At 40.1% G+C, this 14,034-nt stretch carries 11 protein-coding genes and 5 tRNA genes; all 16 read left to right on the top strand.

Translation table 11 applies throughout. From position 1 onward, the window contains the following. Positions 1 to 2 precede the first annotated feature (2 nt). The 16 genes from PF027_RS05545 (at position 3) to rpoC (ending at position 13,960) form a co-directional block, all read left to right on the top strand. Complete coding sequence (locus PF027_RS05545; protein WP_270859318.1) at positions 3 to 152, top strand: hypothetical protein; 150 nt, start codon at positions 3 to 5, stop codon at positions 150 to 152. A gap of 85 nt (positions 153 to 237) precedes the next feature. After that, positions 238 to 313: transfer RNA gene (locus PF027_RS05540), tRNA-Thr, on the top strand. Between the two features lie 35 nt (positions 314 to 348). Continuing rightward, positions 349 to 433: transfer RNA gene (locus PF027_RS05535), tRNA-Tyr, on the top strand. A 9-nt stretch (positions 434 to 442) separates the two neighbouring features. After that, positions 443 to 519 (top strand) — tRNA-Gly (locus tag PF027_RS05530). A gap of 112 nt (positions 520 to 631) precedes the next feature. Further along, positions 632 to 706, top strand: a tRNA-Thr gene (locus PF027_RS05525). A gap of 57 nt (positions 707 to 763) precedes the next feature. After that, a complete protein-coding gene (gene tuf / locus PF027_RS05520; RefSeq protein WP_270859319.1) occupies positions 764 to 1,963 on the top strand; it encodes an elongation factor Tu in 1,200 nt (399 codons plus the stop codon). Positions 1,964 to 2,019: 56 nt separating this feature from the next. Further along, positions 2,020 to 2,190, top strand: a complete 171-nt coding sequence (rpmG, locus tag PF027_RS05515) for a 50S ribosomal protein L33 (protein WP_270859320.1) — start codon at positions 2,020 to 2,022, stop codon at positions 2,188 to 2,190. Positions 2,191 to 2,196: 6 nt separating this feature from the next. Beyond that, a tRNA-Trp gene (locus PF027_RS05510) sits at positions 2,197 to 2,272 on the top strand. 14 nt (positions 2,273 to 2,286) lie between these two features. Further along, on the top strand, positions 2,287 to 2,460 hold the full coding sequence (gene secE / locus PF027_RS05505; RefSeq protein WP_270859321.1) for a preprotein translocase subunit SecE: 174 nt from the start codon (positions 2,287 to 2,289) through the stop codon (positions 2,458 to 2,460). A gap of 12 nt (positions 2,461 to 2,472) precedes the next feature. Then, positions 2,473 to 3,003 carry a transcription termination/antitermination protein NusG gene (nusG, locus tag PF027_RS05500; RefSeq protein ID WP_270859322.1) on the top strand — a complete coding sequence of 177 codons (531 nt, stop codon included), beginning with the start codon at positions 2,473 to 2,475 and terminating at the stop codon, positions 3,001 to 3,003. Between the two features lie 23 nt (positions 3,004 to 3,026). Further along, the gene (gene rplK, locus PF027_RS05495; RefSeq protein ID WP_270859323.1) at positions 3,027 to 3,452 is read left to right on the top strand and encodes a 50S ribosomal protein L11; all 426 of its coding nucleotides are present in this window, start codon (positions 3,027 to 3,029) and stop codon (positions 3,450 to 3,452) included. A gap of 59 nt (positions 3,453 to 3,511) precedes the next feature. After that, positions 3,512 to 4,213 carry a 50S ribosomal protein L1 gene (rplA, locus tag PF027_RS05490; protein WP_270859324.1) on the top strand — a complete coding sequence of 234 codons (702 nt, stop codon included), beginning with the start codon at positions 3,512 to 3,514 and terminating at the stop codon, positions 4,211 to 4,213. A gap of 125 nt (positions 4,214 to 4,338) precedes the next feature. Beyond that, positions 4,339 to 4,818, top strand: coding sequence for a 50S ribosomal protein L10 (gene rplJ / locus PF027_RS05485; RefSeq protein WP_270859325.1), 480 nt, complete (start codon positions 4,339 to 4,341; stop codon positions 4,816 to 4,818). 23 nt (positions 4,819 to 4,841) lie between these two features. Next, positions 4,842 to 5,219: a 50S ribosomal protein L7/L12 gene (gene rplL / locus PF027_RS05480; protein ID WP_270862320.1), complete on the top strand. Its 378-nt coding sequence runs from the start codon at positions 4,842 to 4,844 to the stop codon at positions 5,217 to 5,219. A 93-nt stretch (positions 5,220 to 5,312) separates the two neighbouring features. Beyond that, positions 5,313 to 9,449, top strand: coding sequence for a DNA-directed RNA polymerase subunit beta (gene rpoB / locus PF027_RS05475; RefSeq protein ID WP_270859327.1), 4,137 nt, complete (start codon positions 5,313 to 5,315; stop codon positions 9,447 to 9,449). Beyond that, positions 9,446 to 13,960 (top strand): DNA-directed RNA polymerase subunit beta', encoded by a 4,515-nt coding sequence (gene rpoC, locus PF027_RS05470; RefSeq protein ID WP_270862322.1) that lies wholly within the window; start codon positions 9,446 to 9,448, stop codon positions 13,958 to 13,960. Before rpoB ends, rpoC begins: the two co-directional genes overlap by 4 nt. The last annotated feature ends 74 nt before the right edge of the window (positions 13,961 to 14,034 follow it).

Below are 14,034 nucleotides of genomic sequence, written 5' to 3'. Positions count from 1 at the left end.
AAATGAAAATCAACGGCATAATTCCAGGAAAACCAAAGTTAGTAAAATGTCCAAAATGTGGAAATTTGCAAATTTTTATTTTTAGTTGCACGAAGCCGTTTGCGGTGTGTAAAAAATGCGGAAACATAATACCGCAGCAAAAAGGGGAGTAAAATTTGAAATTTTGACTTAAAATTTTCAAAAAAACCTTGACAAAGATTTTTTTTTCAGATATAATCCAAACTTCAATTTCAAAATGCTGGTGTAGCTCAGTTGGTAGAGCTACTGCCTTGTAAGCAGTGGGTCGGCGGTTCAAGTCCGTTCACCAGCTCCATTTTTTTGTAACAGTGTTTGACCAGATTTTCATTAGGTGAGATACTCAAGTGGCCAACGAGGGCAGACTGTAAATCTGCTGACTATGTCTTCCGTGGTTCGAATCCACGTCTCACCACCATGAATCTATGCGGGAGTAGCTCAGTTGGCTAGAGCATCAGCCTTCCAAGCTGAGGGTCGCGGGTTCGAGCCCCGTTTCCCGCTCCATTTGGGTTTTACTGGGAGCTGTAAAAACTTAATGCTTTTATACGCTTTTATATCCAAATTTCGTCTTACATTGTCAGATAGTAGGTAGCGATTTCTCTTGGCCAGGGGTAATGCTCATATGGCTCAGAGGTAGAGCACTTCCTTGGTAAGGAAGAGGTCGCGGGTTCAAGTCCCGCTATGAGCTCCATTTAGAAAATTGCTTAGTTTTTTATTGTGTAACCACAAATTAATAACGGAGGATATGATGGCTAAAGAAAAATTTACTCGTAACAAGCCACACGTAAACATTGGTACTATTGGTCACGTCGATCATGGTAAAACTACTTTGACAGCTGCTATTTCTGCTGTTCTTTCTAGAAGAGGTCTTGCTGAGCTTAAAGATTACGACAATATCGATAATGCTCCTGAGGAAAAAGAGCGCGGTATCACTATCGCTACATCTCACATTGAGTATGAAACAGAGTCTCGCCACTATGCTCACGTTGATTGCCCAGGCCACGCTGACTATGTTAAAAACATGATTACTGGTGCTGCTCAAATGGACGGCGCTATCCTAGTTGTTTCAGCAGCTGATGGTCCTATGCCACAAACAAGAGAGCACATCTTGCTATCTCGCCAAGTTGGTGTTCCATACATCGTTGTTTTCCTAAACAAAACTGATATGGTTGATGATCCTGAGCTTCTAGAACTAGTTGAAATGGAAGTTAGAGAGCTTCTAAATGAATACAACTTCCCAGGCGATGATACTCCAATCGTAGCTGGTTCAGCACTTCAAGCTCTTGAAGAGGCAAAAGCTGGTAACGACGGCGAGTGGTCAGCAAAAATCATGGATCTTATGAACGCTGTTGATAGCTATATCCCAACTCCAACTCGTGACACTGATAAAGATTTCTTGATGCCAATCGAAGATATCTTCTCAATCTCAGGTCGTGGTACAGTTGTAACTGGTAGAATCGAAAAAGGTGTTGTTAAAGTAGGCGACACAATCGAAATCGTTGGTCTTAAACCAACTCAAACAACAACAGTTACTGGCGTTGAGATGTTTAGAAAAGAGATGGATCAAGGCGAAGCTGGCGATAATGTCGGTGTATTGCTAAGAGGAACTAAAAAAGAAGAAGTTGAGAGAGGTATGGTTCTATGCAAACCAAAATCAATCACTCCTCACACAAAATTCGAAGGTGAAGTTTATATTCTAACAAAAGAGGAAGGCGGACGCCACACTCCTTTCTTTAACAATTATAGACCACAATTCTATGTTAGAACAACAGATGTTACTGGCTCAATCACTCTACCTGCTGGCACAGAGATGGTTATGCCTGGTGATAATGTTAAAATCACAGTTGAGCTTATCGCTCCTGTTGCTCTTGAACAAGGAACAAGATTCGCTATCCGTGAGGGTGGTAGAACTGTTGGTTCAGGTGTTGTTTCAAACATCATTGCATAATTTTTATACAGACGGATTTTCGAATCCGTCTGTTTTTTTAAATTTAAGGAAGTAATATGGCAAAAAATTCAAGTAGAGTAAAAATTGGTCTAAAATGTTCTGAGTGCGGAGATATCAATTACAGCACTTATAAAAACAGCAAAACAACAACAGAAAAATTGGAACTTAAAAAATACTGCCCTAGATTAAAAAAACACACACTTCACAAGGAAGTTAAGCTTAAATAAGTTTATAGGGCAATAGCTCCAACGGTAGAGCGCCGGATTCCAAATCCGATGGTTGGGGGTTCGAATCCCTCTTGCCCTGCCACGAGGATAGGGATTATGGAAAAAATTAAAGAATATTATAGACAAGCAAGAATAGAATTAGATAAGGTAATTTTTCCAACAAAAGAGCAAACAAGAACTGCTTATATTTCAGTAGTTGTTGTGGTTGTGGTCATAGCGTTATTTTTGGCTTTGGTAGATTTTCTAATGTCTACTGCAATTACTGCATAGAAAGGTTTTTTTATGGCACATAAATGGTATGCAATTCAGACTTATGCTGGCAGTGAAATGGCAGTAAAAAATGCTATCGAAGCTCTAAAAGCTGATGAGATGCTTGCAGATAAAATCGGTGAGGTTTTAGTTCCCACAGAAGATGTTATCGAGGTCAAAAACACAAAACAAACTATCAAAGAGAGAAGTTTATATCCTGGATATTGTTTTGCAAATTTAGATTTAGACACTACTTTGTGGCATAGAATTCAAATTTTGCCAAAAGTTAGTCGCTTTATCGGCGAGGCTAAAAAACCTTCTCCTTTATTGGAAAAAGATATTGCAATAATTCTTGAAAAAATCAATAATCGTCAAGCACCAAAACCAAAAATCAATTTTGATGAGGGCGAGACTGTTAGAATTATCGATGGACCATTTGCGAATTTTAATGGTATTGTCGAAGAGTATGATATGCTTCACGGCAAGCTTAGATTAAATGTTTCTATCTTTGGTAGAAGCACGCCGATTGAAATTTCATATTCACAAGTTGAAAAGATAATTTAAAAATTTAATAAGGAGTATAGTAAATGGCTAAGAAAGTTGTTGGTGAGATTAAATTACAAATCGCCGCTACAAAAGCAAATCCAAGTCCGCCAGTTGGTCCAGCTTTGGGTCAAAAAGGCGTAAATATTATGGAATTTTGTAAAGCATTTAACGAGCGCACAAAAGATATGGCAGGTTATAATATCCCTGTTGTTATTACTGTTTATGCTGATAAAAGCTTTACATTTATCACAAAACAACCACCTGCGACAGATTTGATTAAAAAAGCAGCTAAAATCGACAAAGGTTCAGACAATCCTTTGAAGAAAAAAGTTGCGACTTTAACAAAAGCGCAAGTTTTGGAAATCGTTGAGAAAAAAATCGCTGATTTAAATACCAACGATCGCGAACAAGCAGCTAGAATCATTGCTGGTTCTGCACGCTCTATGGGTATTACCATAGTAGATTAATCTTTTGACCGCTAAGATTTAAATAAAAGCGGTAGCACTTTAAAATTGCGGAGAAATATATGTCAAAAAATTCGAAAAGATTTAATGAACTTTTGAAAAAAGTTGATTCTAATAAACTATACAATATATCTGAGGCTATCGATACAGTAAAAGGTCTAGCATCTGCTAAATTTGACGAAACTGTTGAAATCGCTCTTAAACTAAATGTAGATCCACGCCACGCAGATCAAATGGTTCGCGGCTCTATCGTTTTACCAGCTGGCACAGGCAAGAGCGTCCGCGTTGCTGTTATCGCAAAAGACGCAAAAGCAACTGAGGCACAAGAGGCTGGTGCTGATATCGTGGGCGCAGATGATTTAATCGAGGAAATCCAAAAAGGTATTATAAATTTCGATGTTCTTATCGCTACTCCAAATTTAATGGGATTAGTCGGTAAAGTAGGTAGAATTCTTGGACCAAAAGGCGTAATGCCGAACCCTAAAACAGGCACTGTTACAATGGATGTAGCACAAGCTGTCAAAAATGCAAAAGGTGGTCAAGTAAATTTCCGCGTTGATAAACAAGGAAATATCCACGCTGGTCTTGGAAAAGTAAGTTTTAGCAAAGAACAACTTTTGGATAATGTCACAACATTTATCAAAGCCATTAACAAACACAAACCAGCTACTGCAAAAGGTAGATATGTGACTCATGCAGCACTTTCGCTAACTATGAGCCCAGCTGTTACTCTTGATAGCCAAGAAGTTATTGATTTAAAATAAAAATTTAAAATTTTTATCTTAGATTGGAGATAGTTCAAGGTCGCTTTGACTTAATTGATTTAAATTTAACTAGCTTAAATTTAAATCTCTTGGCTTGAAATCACCGATCGGAAAGGAGAAACCTAATGACGAGAGATGAAAAATCACAAATCGTAGCAGAACTAAGCGAAGCTTTCAAAAATAGCGAAGCTATTGTTATATCTGATTTCAAAGGTCTAGATGTTAAAAAACTAGAAGAACTTAGAAATAGCGCTCGTGAGCTTGATGTAAAAGTCAGAGTTATCAAAAACACATTAGCAGCTATCGCTTTGAAAAACGCCGAAAAAGATGGTATGAGTTTCAAAGATACAAATATTTTCTTATGGGGCGATCAACTTTCAGTATGTAAAGTTGCTGCTAAATTTGAAGAGAAAAACGAAGCATTTGCACTTAAAACTGCTTATGTCGATGGTGAAGTTACTAGCATCGAAAAAGTTCGCGCGCTTTCAAAAATGCCAAGCAGAGACGAGCTTATCGCAATGTTACTTCAAGTCTGGAACGCACCGATTCAAAATTTTACAATCGGCTTAAATGCGCTTAAAGAAAAAAAAGAACAAACAGCATAAAATAAAAATTTAGGAGAAAAACAATGGCAATTACAAAAGAAGATGTATTAGAATTCATTTCTAATCTTTCAGTTTTAGAGCTTAGCGAATTAGTTAAAGAATTCGAAGAGAAATTCGGCGTTAGCGCAGCTCCTGTTATGGTAGCTGGCGCAGCAGGTGCAGCAGCAGGTGCAGCAGCAGCTGAGGAAAAAACTGAATTCGATATCGTATTAGTTGATGCAGGCGACAAAAAAATCAATGTTATTAAAGTCGTTCGTGCTCTTACAGGTCTTGGTCTTAAAGAGGCAAAAGACGCTACTGAGTCTACACCATCTGTTCTTAAAGAGGGCGTTAGCAAAGAAGATGCTGAAAAAGCTAAAAAAGAGCTTGAAGAAGCAGGCGCTAAGGTCGAACTTAAATAATCTCGCAAAATTTATTAGTTTTGCAAATCATAATGTGTGTCGGTGTGCAAGCGCCGACACTTCTTTCTTAAAATACAACTACGAGGTAGTAGAATGTTAAATAGCTTATATTCAGGTAATCGTCTTAGAGTTGATTTTTCTAAGGTCCCAAAAGATATAGAGATACCAAATTTATTACAATTACAAAAAAAAAGTTTTGATCACTTTTTAAATCTTGATAACTCAAATGCAGATAGTGGTATAGAAAAAGTCTTCCGTGCTATCTTTCCTATTCATGATGCTCAAAACAGACTAAGCATCGAGTATGTAAGTAGCGAGCTTTCCAAGCCAAAATACTCGATTAGAGAGTGTATGGAGCGTGGTCTTACATATTCTGTAAATTTAAAGATGAAAATTCGCCTAATCGTGCATGAGCGAGATGATAAAACAGGCGAAAAAATCGGCGTAAAAGATATAAAAGAACAAGATATTTATATTCGCGATATTCCGCTTATCACCGATAGAATTTCATTTATCATCAACGGTGTCGAGCGTGTCGTGGTAAATCAACTACACAGAAGTCCTGGCGTTATTTTCAAAGAAGAAGAGAGCCCGACTGTATTAAACAAACTAATCTACACAGCCCAAATCATACCAGATCGTGGCAACTGGCTATATTTCGAATACGATGCGAAAGATGTATTGTATGTGCGCATTAATAAACGACGCAAGGTTCCTATTACTATACTTTTCCGCGCACTTGGATATAAAAAACAAGACATTATAAAACTATTTTATCCGATTAAAACAATCTATGTCAAAAAAGGCAAATTCTTAACAGATTTCGATCCAAAAGAGTATGCTGGCAGACTTGATTATGATATCATCAACGAAAAAGGCGAGGTTTTGCACCAAGCAAGCAAGCGTTTAACTCTAAAAAAAGCTGAAAAATTAGCAGAAGAGGGGTTGAAGCTTATAGAATACCCAGCTGAAATTTTAGCAGAGCGCCACTTAGCAGACGCGATTTTTGATAAAGATAGTGGCGAAGTTATATATGATTCACTTGCTGCGTTAGATGAAACCAAACTAGTCGCTATTGCAAATTCACAGAAAAAATTTACAATCGCAAACGACCTAGCTAGTGGTGTCGATGCCTCTATCATCAACTCATTTGCCCAAGATAGTGAAGCTCTTAAAATTTTACAACAAAGTGAAGGCGTTGATGACGAAAACGATTTAGCAGCTATTAGAATTTATAAAGTTATGCGCCCTGGCGAGCCAGTGGTTAAAGAGACTGCAAGATCGTTTGTAAATGATCTGTTTTTCAACCCTGAAAGATACGACCTCACAAAAGTCGGCCGTATGAAAATGAACCACAAGCTTGGCAACGAAACACCAGAGTATGTAACGGTGCTAACTAACGAAGACATTATAAAAACAGCAAAATATTTGATAAAAGTTAAAAATGGCGAAGGCTTTATCGATGATAGAGATAATCTAGGCAATCGTAGAATTCGCTCTATCGGCGAGCTTTTGGCTAGTGAAATGCACCTTGGATTTATCAAGGTTCAAAAAGCTATAAAAGATAAATTTGCAAGCATTAGCGGAAATATCGATGAGCTTATGCCTTATGATTTTGTCAATCCAAAAATCATCACAACTACACTTATGGAATTCTTCACAGGCGGTCAGTTGAGCCAATTTATGGATCAGACAAACCCACTTAGCGAGGTTACTCACAAGCGTCGTTTATCTGCTCTTGGCGAGGGCGGTTTGGTTAAAGAGCGCGCTGGATTTGAGGTGCGCGATGTCCATCCGACTCACTATGGTAGAATTTGTCCAATCGAAACCCCAGAGGGTCAAAACATCGGTCTTATCAATACCCTTGCAACTTATGCAAAAGTAAATGATTTAGGCTTTGTCGAAGCTCCTTATAAAAAGGTCGTCGATGGCAAGGTAACAGACGAAATCGTTTATCTAACTGCTACACAAGAAGAGGGCCATGTAATCGCTCCTGCTTCTGCTAAATTAGACGAAAACGGCGCGATTATCGAGGAAATGCTAGAAGCTAGAAAAGACGGCGAAAACCTCATGGCTAGACGCGAGGATATCACTCTAATCGACCTTTGCTCTGGTATGATTGCTGGTGTGGCTGCTTCACTTATTCCATTTTTGGAGCACGATGACGCCAACCGCGCGCTAATGGGTTCAAACATGCAACGCCAAGCAGTTCCACTTCTATACGCAACTGCTCCGATTGTAGGCACAGGTATGGAAGCTACAATCGCAAGGGATTCTTGGGAAGCGATTAAAGCCAAAAGAGCCGGCGTGGTCGAAAAAGTAGATAATAAAAATATCTTTATCTTAGGCGAAGATGAAAAAGGTCCGTTTATCGATCACTACTCAATGGAGAAAAATTTACGCACTAACCAAAACACTACATTTTCTCAGCACCCAATTGTGCGCAAAGGTGATAGTGTCAAAGAGGGACAAATCATCGCAGATGGTCCTAGCATGGACGGTGGCGAGCTAGCTATCGGTAAAAATGCTCTAATCGCGTTTATGCCATGGCATGGTTATAACTACGAGGATGCCGTCGTAATGAGCGAGAAGATGATTCGCGCTGATGAATACACAAGCGTGCATATTTATGAGAAAGAGATTGAAGCCAGAGAGCTAAAAGACGGCGTAGAAGAGATCACCAGAGATATCCCAAATATCAAGGAAGAAGAGCTTTCTCACCTTGATGAGAGTGGAATTATCAAAATCGGAACCCATGTCAAACCTGGTATGATTTTGGTAGGAAAAGTAACTCCAAAGGGCGAAGTTAAACCAACCCCAGAGGAAAGACTTTTAAGGGCGATTTTTGGCGAAAAAGCAGGACATGTGGTAAATAAATCACTCTATGCGACAGCTTCTATGGAAGGTGTGGTAATCGATGTCAAAATTTTCACTAAAAAAGGCTATGAAAAAGATCCTAGAACAAACAAAGCTTATGAGGACGAAAAGACAGAGTTAGAGCGCGAGCACCACGATAGACTTTTGATGCTGGACCGCGAAGAAATGCTAAAAGTCGTAGCCTTGCTATCAAAAAGCAAGCTAGAAAGCGCACAAAGCCTAAACAAAAAAGAGTATAAAAAAGGCGATATCGTTAGCAAAGAAGAGCTTGAAAGTTCAAACCGCTTTACGCTAAATTCGTTTATCAAAGGTTACTCTAAAAAAATTCAAAAAGAGTATGAGGATTTGAAAAACCACTTCCAAAATGAAAAACGAAAGCTTAAAGAAGAGCATGATGAAAAAATCGAAATTTTGGAAAAAGATGATATCTTGCCAAGTGGCGTAGTAAAACTAGTCAAAGTCTATGTCGCAACTAAACGCAAACTAAAAGTCGGCGACAAAATGGCTGGACGCCACGGAAACAAAGGTATTGTCTCAAATATTGTCCCAGAGGTCGATATGCCATACCTTCCAAATGGTCAAAGAGTAGATATCGTCCTAAATCCGCTAGGCGTTCCAAGCCGTATGAATATCGGTCAAATCATGGAGAGCCATTTAGGTTTAGTAGGCTGGCGTTTGGGCGAGCAAATCGCTGAAATTTTAGAGCAAAAAACTGGCGAGTGGTTAAAAGAACTTCGCGCTAAAATGATTGATATCGCAAATGTTTCTAAGCTTATGGACGCTAAGAAAACGCTAGAAAAAATCAGCGATGAAGAGCTTTTGAAATATGCCAGAGATTGGAGCAAGGGCGTTAGATTTGCAGCTCCGATTTTTGAGGGAATCGTGCCTGAGGATTTTGCGAAACTATTTGAAATGGCGAAAATCGACGCTGATGGCAAAACCGAGCTTTATGACGGACGCACGGGCGAAAAGATTAAAGAGCGCGTAAATGTGGGTTGTATGTATTATCTCAAACTCCACCACCTTGTCGATGAAAAAGTCCATGCTAGAAGCACAGGCCCTTACAGCCTTGTTACACAGCAACCAGTCGGCGGTAAAGCGCTATTTGGTGGTCAAAGATTTGGAGAAATGGAAGTTTGGGCGCTTGAAGCTTATGGCGCGGCATATACCTTGCGCGAAATGCTAACCGTCAAATCAGACGATGTCGATGGTCGTTTGGCGGCGTATAAAGCACTTACCAGAGGCGAAAATGTTCCAACAACAGGAATTCCTGAGACATTTTTTGTTTTAACAAACGAGCTTAAATCACTTGCTTTGGATGTTGAAATTTACGGAAACGGGGAAAAGAAATGAGCGAAAACAATAGCTTAGAAAAAATTGAAATTAAAGAAGACGGTAGAGTTCAAGATTTTGATGTATTTGCCATAAGACTTGCTAGCCCTGAGCAAATCAAAAATTGGAGCCACGGCGAGGTTAAAAAGCCAGAAACTATCAACTATCGCACGCTAAAACCTGAACGAGACGGCTTGTTTTGCGCTAAAATTTTTGGTCCAGTAAGGGATTATGAGTGCATTTGTGGAAAATACAAAAAAATGCGCTACAAAGGCTGGAAATGCGAAAAATGTGGCGTAGAAATCACTAGTTCGAAGGTTCGCCGCACACGCATGGGACATATCGAGCTAGTTACCCCAGTAGCGCACATTTGGTATGTAAATTCGCTCCCTAGCCGTATCGGCACGCTTTTGAATATCAAAATGAAAGATTTAGAGCGCGTGCTTTACTACGAAGCATATATCGTAGAGAGCGCTGGTAGTGCGTATTATGATAACGAAAACACTAAAAAAGTCGAAAAATACGATGTTTTAAACGAAGAGCAATACCAAAGTTTGCGCGAGAGATTTGAGCAAACTGGTTTTGTGGCTAAAATGGGTGGTGAAGTTATCAGAGATATGCTAGCAGATCTTGATTTGGTCGAAATTCTTTCAAATTTGAAAGAGGAAATGGCTAGCACAAATTCAGAATTAAAGAAAAAAAATATAATCAAACGCCTAAAAGTCGTAGAGAGCTTTTTAAATTCTGGCAACAAACCAGAGTGGATGATGATTACAAATTTACCAGTTCTACCAGCGGATTTAAGACCGCTAGTTAGCCTTGACGGCGGTAAATTTGCGGTTTCAGATGTCAATGATTTATACCGCAGAGTTATCAATCGCAACACTCGCCTTAAAAAACTTTTGGAGCTTGACGCGCCAGAGATTATTATTCGCAACGAAAAACGCATGCTCCAAGAAGCTGTCGATGCGCTATTTGATAACGGCAGAAAGGCAAACGCCGTAAAAGGCGCAAACAAACGCCCACTAAAATCTCTAAGTGAGATTATCAAAGGAAAACAAGGCCGTTTCAGACAAAATTTGCTTGGAAAACGCGTCGATTTCTCAGGTCGTTCAGTTATCGTCGTAGGTCCAAATTTGCGTATGGATCAATGTGGTCTGCCAAAAACTATGGCATTAGAGCTATTTAAACCACATTTGATAGCTAGACTTCAAGAAAAAGGCTACGCAACAACCGTAAAACAAGCCAAAAAAATGATTGAGGGCAAGGTAAATGAGGTTTGGGAGTGCCTAGAAGAGGTCGTTAAAGGCCACCCTGTCATGCTAAACCGTGCGCCGACACTTCACAAAATGTCAATCCAAGCCTTCCACCCAGTCCTAATCGAGGGTAAGGCTATTCGTTTGCACCCGCTTGTTTGTGCGGCTTTCAACGCTGACTTTGACGGCGACCAAATGGCTGTGCATGTCCCACTAAGCCAAGAGGCAATCGCAGAGTGCAAAATTTTAATGCTAAGTTCTATGAATATCTTGCTTCCAGCTAGCGGTAAGCCTGTGGCTGTGCCTTCGCAAGATATGGTTTTGGGAATTTATTATCTTAGCCTTGAAAAAGCTGGCGCAAAAGGCACAAACAAAATTTTTGCCAATGTCGATGAGGTCATGGTCGCTGTGGAGGCGAATTCTCTCGATATCCACGCTAAAATCAAAACTATGGTCGATGGTCGCATTATATTTACGACAGCTGGTAGATTGGTCATCAAATCGATCTTGCCTGATTTTATCCCAGATACATTGTGGAATAAAAAATTAAAGAAAAAAGATATCGCAGAACTAGTCGATTATGTCTATAAAAATGGCGGTTTGGAAGTAAGTGCTGAATTCCTAGATAACCTTAAAAATTTAGGTTTTGAGTCAGCGACAAAAGCTGGAATTTCAATCGCTGTTTCAGATATCATCGTGCCAAATTCTAAGTCAAATTTGATTGAGGACGCGAAAAATCAAGTCCGCGAAGTCCAAAACCAATACTCTGGTGGTTTGCTAACTGAGGGCGAGAGATACAATAAAACGATTCAAATTTGGACAAGCACGACTAAAAAACTAGCAGATGAGATGATGGATTTGATGAAAAACGACAAAGACGGCTTTAACTCAATCTATATGATGGCTGATAGTGGCGCTCGTGGTAGTTCAGAGCAAATTCGCCAATTAGCTGGTATGCGTGGTTTGATGTCTAAGCCAGATGGTTCGATTATCGAGACCCCGATTACATCAAATTTCCGCGAGGGACTAGATGCGAACGAATACTTTATCTCAACCCACGGTGCGAGAAAGGGTCTAGCCGATACTGCGCTTAAAACGGCAAATGCTGGTTACCTTACTCGTAAGCTAATCGATGTCGCTCAAAATGTTCGCGTTACAATCCATGATTGTGGCACACACGAGGGTATCGAAGTAACTGAAATCGTCGAAAACGGAACTTTGGTCGAGAATTTAGCCGATAGAATTTTGGGTCGCGTGCTAAGTGCAGATGTGATTGATCCAGTTTCAAATGAAATTTTATTTACTGAGGGCACACTTCTTGGCGAAAAAGAGGTTCGCACTATCGTAGATGCTGGAATTAAATCAGTCAGCATTAGAACTCCGATTACTTGTAAGGCTCACAAGGGCGTTTGCGCTAAATGCTATGGCGTAAATTTGGGCGAGGGCAAACTGGTAAAACCAGGCGAGGCTGTCGGTATCATCTCAGCTCAATCAATCGGTGAGCCAGGAACGCAACTAACGCTAAGAACTTTCCACGCAGGTGGAACGGCTGCTACTGATCAACAAGCAGATAAGGTTATCGCTAGCGATGAGGGTTATATCAGATATTACAATGTCAAAACTTATGAAAACAATGGCAAAAATATCGTAATGAACCGCCGAAATGCGGCTGTGCTTTTGGTCGAACCAAAAATCAAAGCTCCATTTAGCGGTAAGGTAAGCATAGAAGTAACTCACGATGATGTCAATATCTCTGTAAAAAGCAAAAAAGATGAGGTCAAATACAATATCCGCCGCCACGATTTGGCTAAACCAAACGAGCTAGCTGGTGTTAGCGGTAAGGTCGAGGGCAAATATTATATCGTTTGCAAAGACGGCGATAATATCGAAGAAAACGAGAGTTTGGTCGAAATTATCAAAACAGACTGGAATATCCCAGCTCGCGTGCCGTTTGCTAGTGAAATTTGCGTCCAAGACGGCGAGCCTGTAACTCAAAAAATCAAATCAGGCGCAGTTGGCGAGATCAAATATTTCATCTTAAAAGGCGATTATTTAGAGCGTCTAAAAGATATCAAAAAGGGAAATATCGTAACCGAAAAAGGTATGTATGCTGTAATCTCTGATGAAAACGGCAGAGAGGCTATCAGACACTATATTCCACGCGAATCTGTGCTTGTATTTAACGATAATAGCAAGGTTAAATTTGATGATATCATCGCAAAACCTAAAAAAGAAGAAAACACCGTAATCGCTCAATGGGATCCATATACTACCCCTGTGGTAGCTGAGTGCGCTGGTGTGGTTAGCTACGAGGATATCGAGCCGGGTTACACTGCTACTGAGCAATACGATGAAGCGACAGGACATAGTAGTTTGGTGATTAATGAGTATTTACCGCAAGGCGTAAAACCAGCTATCGTAATCACTCCTAGCAAGGGCGAGCCGATGAAATACAATATCGGACCAAAAACTCAAATTCTTGCAACTAGCGGAGATGAGGTAGCGATTGCTGATATCCTAGCTAGGACGCCAAAAGCCGCTGCGAAATCGAAAGATATCACAGGTGGTTTGCCTCGCGTTTCTGAGCTTTTCGAAGCGCGCAAATCTAAAAATACCGCTATCATCGCTGATATCGACGGAACTGTGAGATTTGGCAAACCTATGAGCTCAAAAGAGCGCGTAATCATCGAGGGTGAGGACGGCACTGTGGCCGAGTATCTAATCGATAAATCTCGCCAAATTCAGGTTCGAAACGGCGAGTTTGTCCATGCTGGCGAAAGGCTAACTGACGGCTCTATTAGCTCACACGATGTGCTTAGAATTTTAGGCGAAAAGGCGCTTCATTACTACCTAGTTAGCGAAGTTCAACAAGTCTATCGCTCACAAGGCGTTGCGATTAACGATAAACATATCGAAATTATCGTATCTCAAATGCTTCGCCAAGTCCGCATCATAGATAGTGGCGATACTAAGCTAATCATCGGCGATTTAATCAGCCGCCGCAGGTTTAAAGAAGAAAATGAGCGCATTATGAAAATGGGTGGCGAGCCAGCAATCGCTGAGCCGGTGCTTCTGGGTATCACAAGAGCGGCTGTTGGAAGCGATAGCGTGATTTCAGCTGCTTCCTTCCAAGAGACTACCAAGGTTCTAACCGAGGCAAGTATCGCGGCAAAATTTGATAGATTAGAGGACTTGAAGGAAAATATCATTTTAGGTCACATAATCCCAGTCGGAACTGGTCTATACAAAGACAAAGAAGTCAAGCTTAAAAAATAGCATTTGGGGGCGAAATTTCGCCCCTTTTTTAAATTTTAAAATTTTAGAATTCTTGAATTTTGCCAAATTTTAAA

This window comes from Campylobacter sp. VBCF_01 NA2 (assembly GCF_027797205.1).
GTDB lineage: Bacteria > Campylobacterota > Campylobacteria > Campylobacterales > Campylobacteraceae > Campylobacter_B.
This window is presented reverse-complemented; position numbering and strand designations above follow the sequence as displayed.

Excerpts from the sequence above, each read along its gene's own strand:
- tuf (WP_270859319.1), top strand. The coding sequence starts at position 764 with ATGGCTAAAGAAAAATTTACTCGTAACAAGCCACACGTAAACATTGGT.
- rplL (WP_270862320.1), top strand. The coding sequence starts at position 4,842 with ATGGCAATTACAAAAGAAGATGTATTAGAATTCATTTCTAATCTTTCA.
- rpmG (WP_270859320.1), top strand. The coding sequence starts at position 2,020 with ATGGCAAAAAATTCAAGTAGAGTAAAAATTGGTCTAAAATGTTCTGAG.
- rplK (WP_270859323.1), top strand. The coding sequence starts at position 3,027 with ATGGCTAAGAAAGTTGTTGGTGAGATTAAATTACAAATCGCCGCTACA.
- secE (WP_270859321.1), top strand. The coding sequence starts at position 2,287 with ATGGAAAAAATTAAAGAATATTATAGACAAGCAAGAATAGAATTAGAT.
- PF027_RS05545 (WP_270859318.1), top strand. The coding sequence starts at position 3 with ATGAAAATCAACGGCATAATTCCAGGAAAACCAAAGTTAGTAAAATGT.
- nusG (WP_270859322.1), top strand. The coding sequence starts at position 2,473 with ATGGCACATAAATGGTATGCAATTCAGACTTATGCTGGCAGTGAAATG.
- rplA (WP_270859324.1), top strand. The coding sequence starts at position 3,512 with ATGTCAAAAAATTCGAAAAGATTTAATGAACTTTTGAAAAAAGTTGAT.
- rpoC (WP_270862322.1), top strand. The coding sequence starts at position 9,446 with ATGAGCGAAAACAATAGCTTAGAAAAAATTGAAATTAAAGAAGACGGT.
- rpoB (WP_270859327.1), top strand. The coding sequence starts at position 5,313 with ATGTTAAATAGCTTATATTCAGGTAATCGTCTTAGAGTTGATTTTTCT.
- rplJ (WP_270859325.1), top strand. The coding sequence starts at position 4,339 with ATGACGAGAGATGAAAAATCACAAATCGTAGCAGAACTAAGCGAAGCT.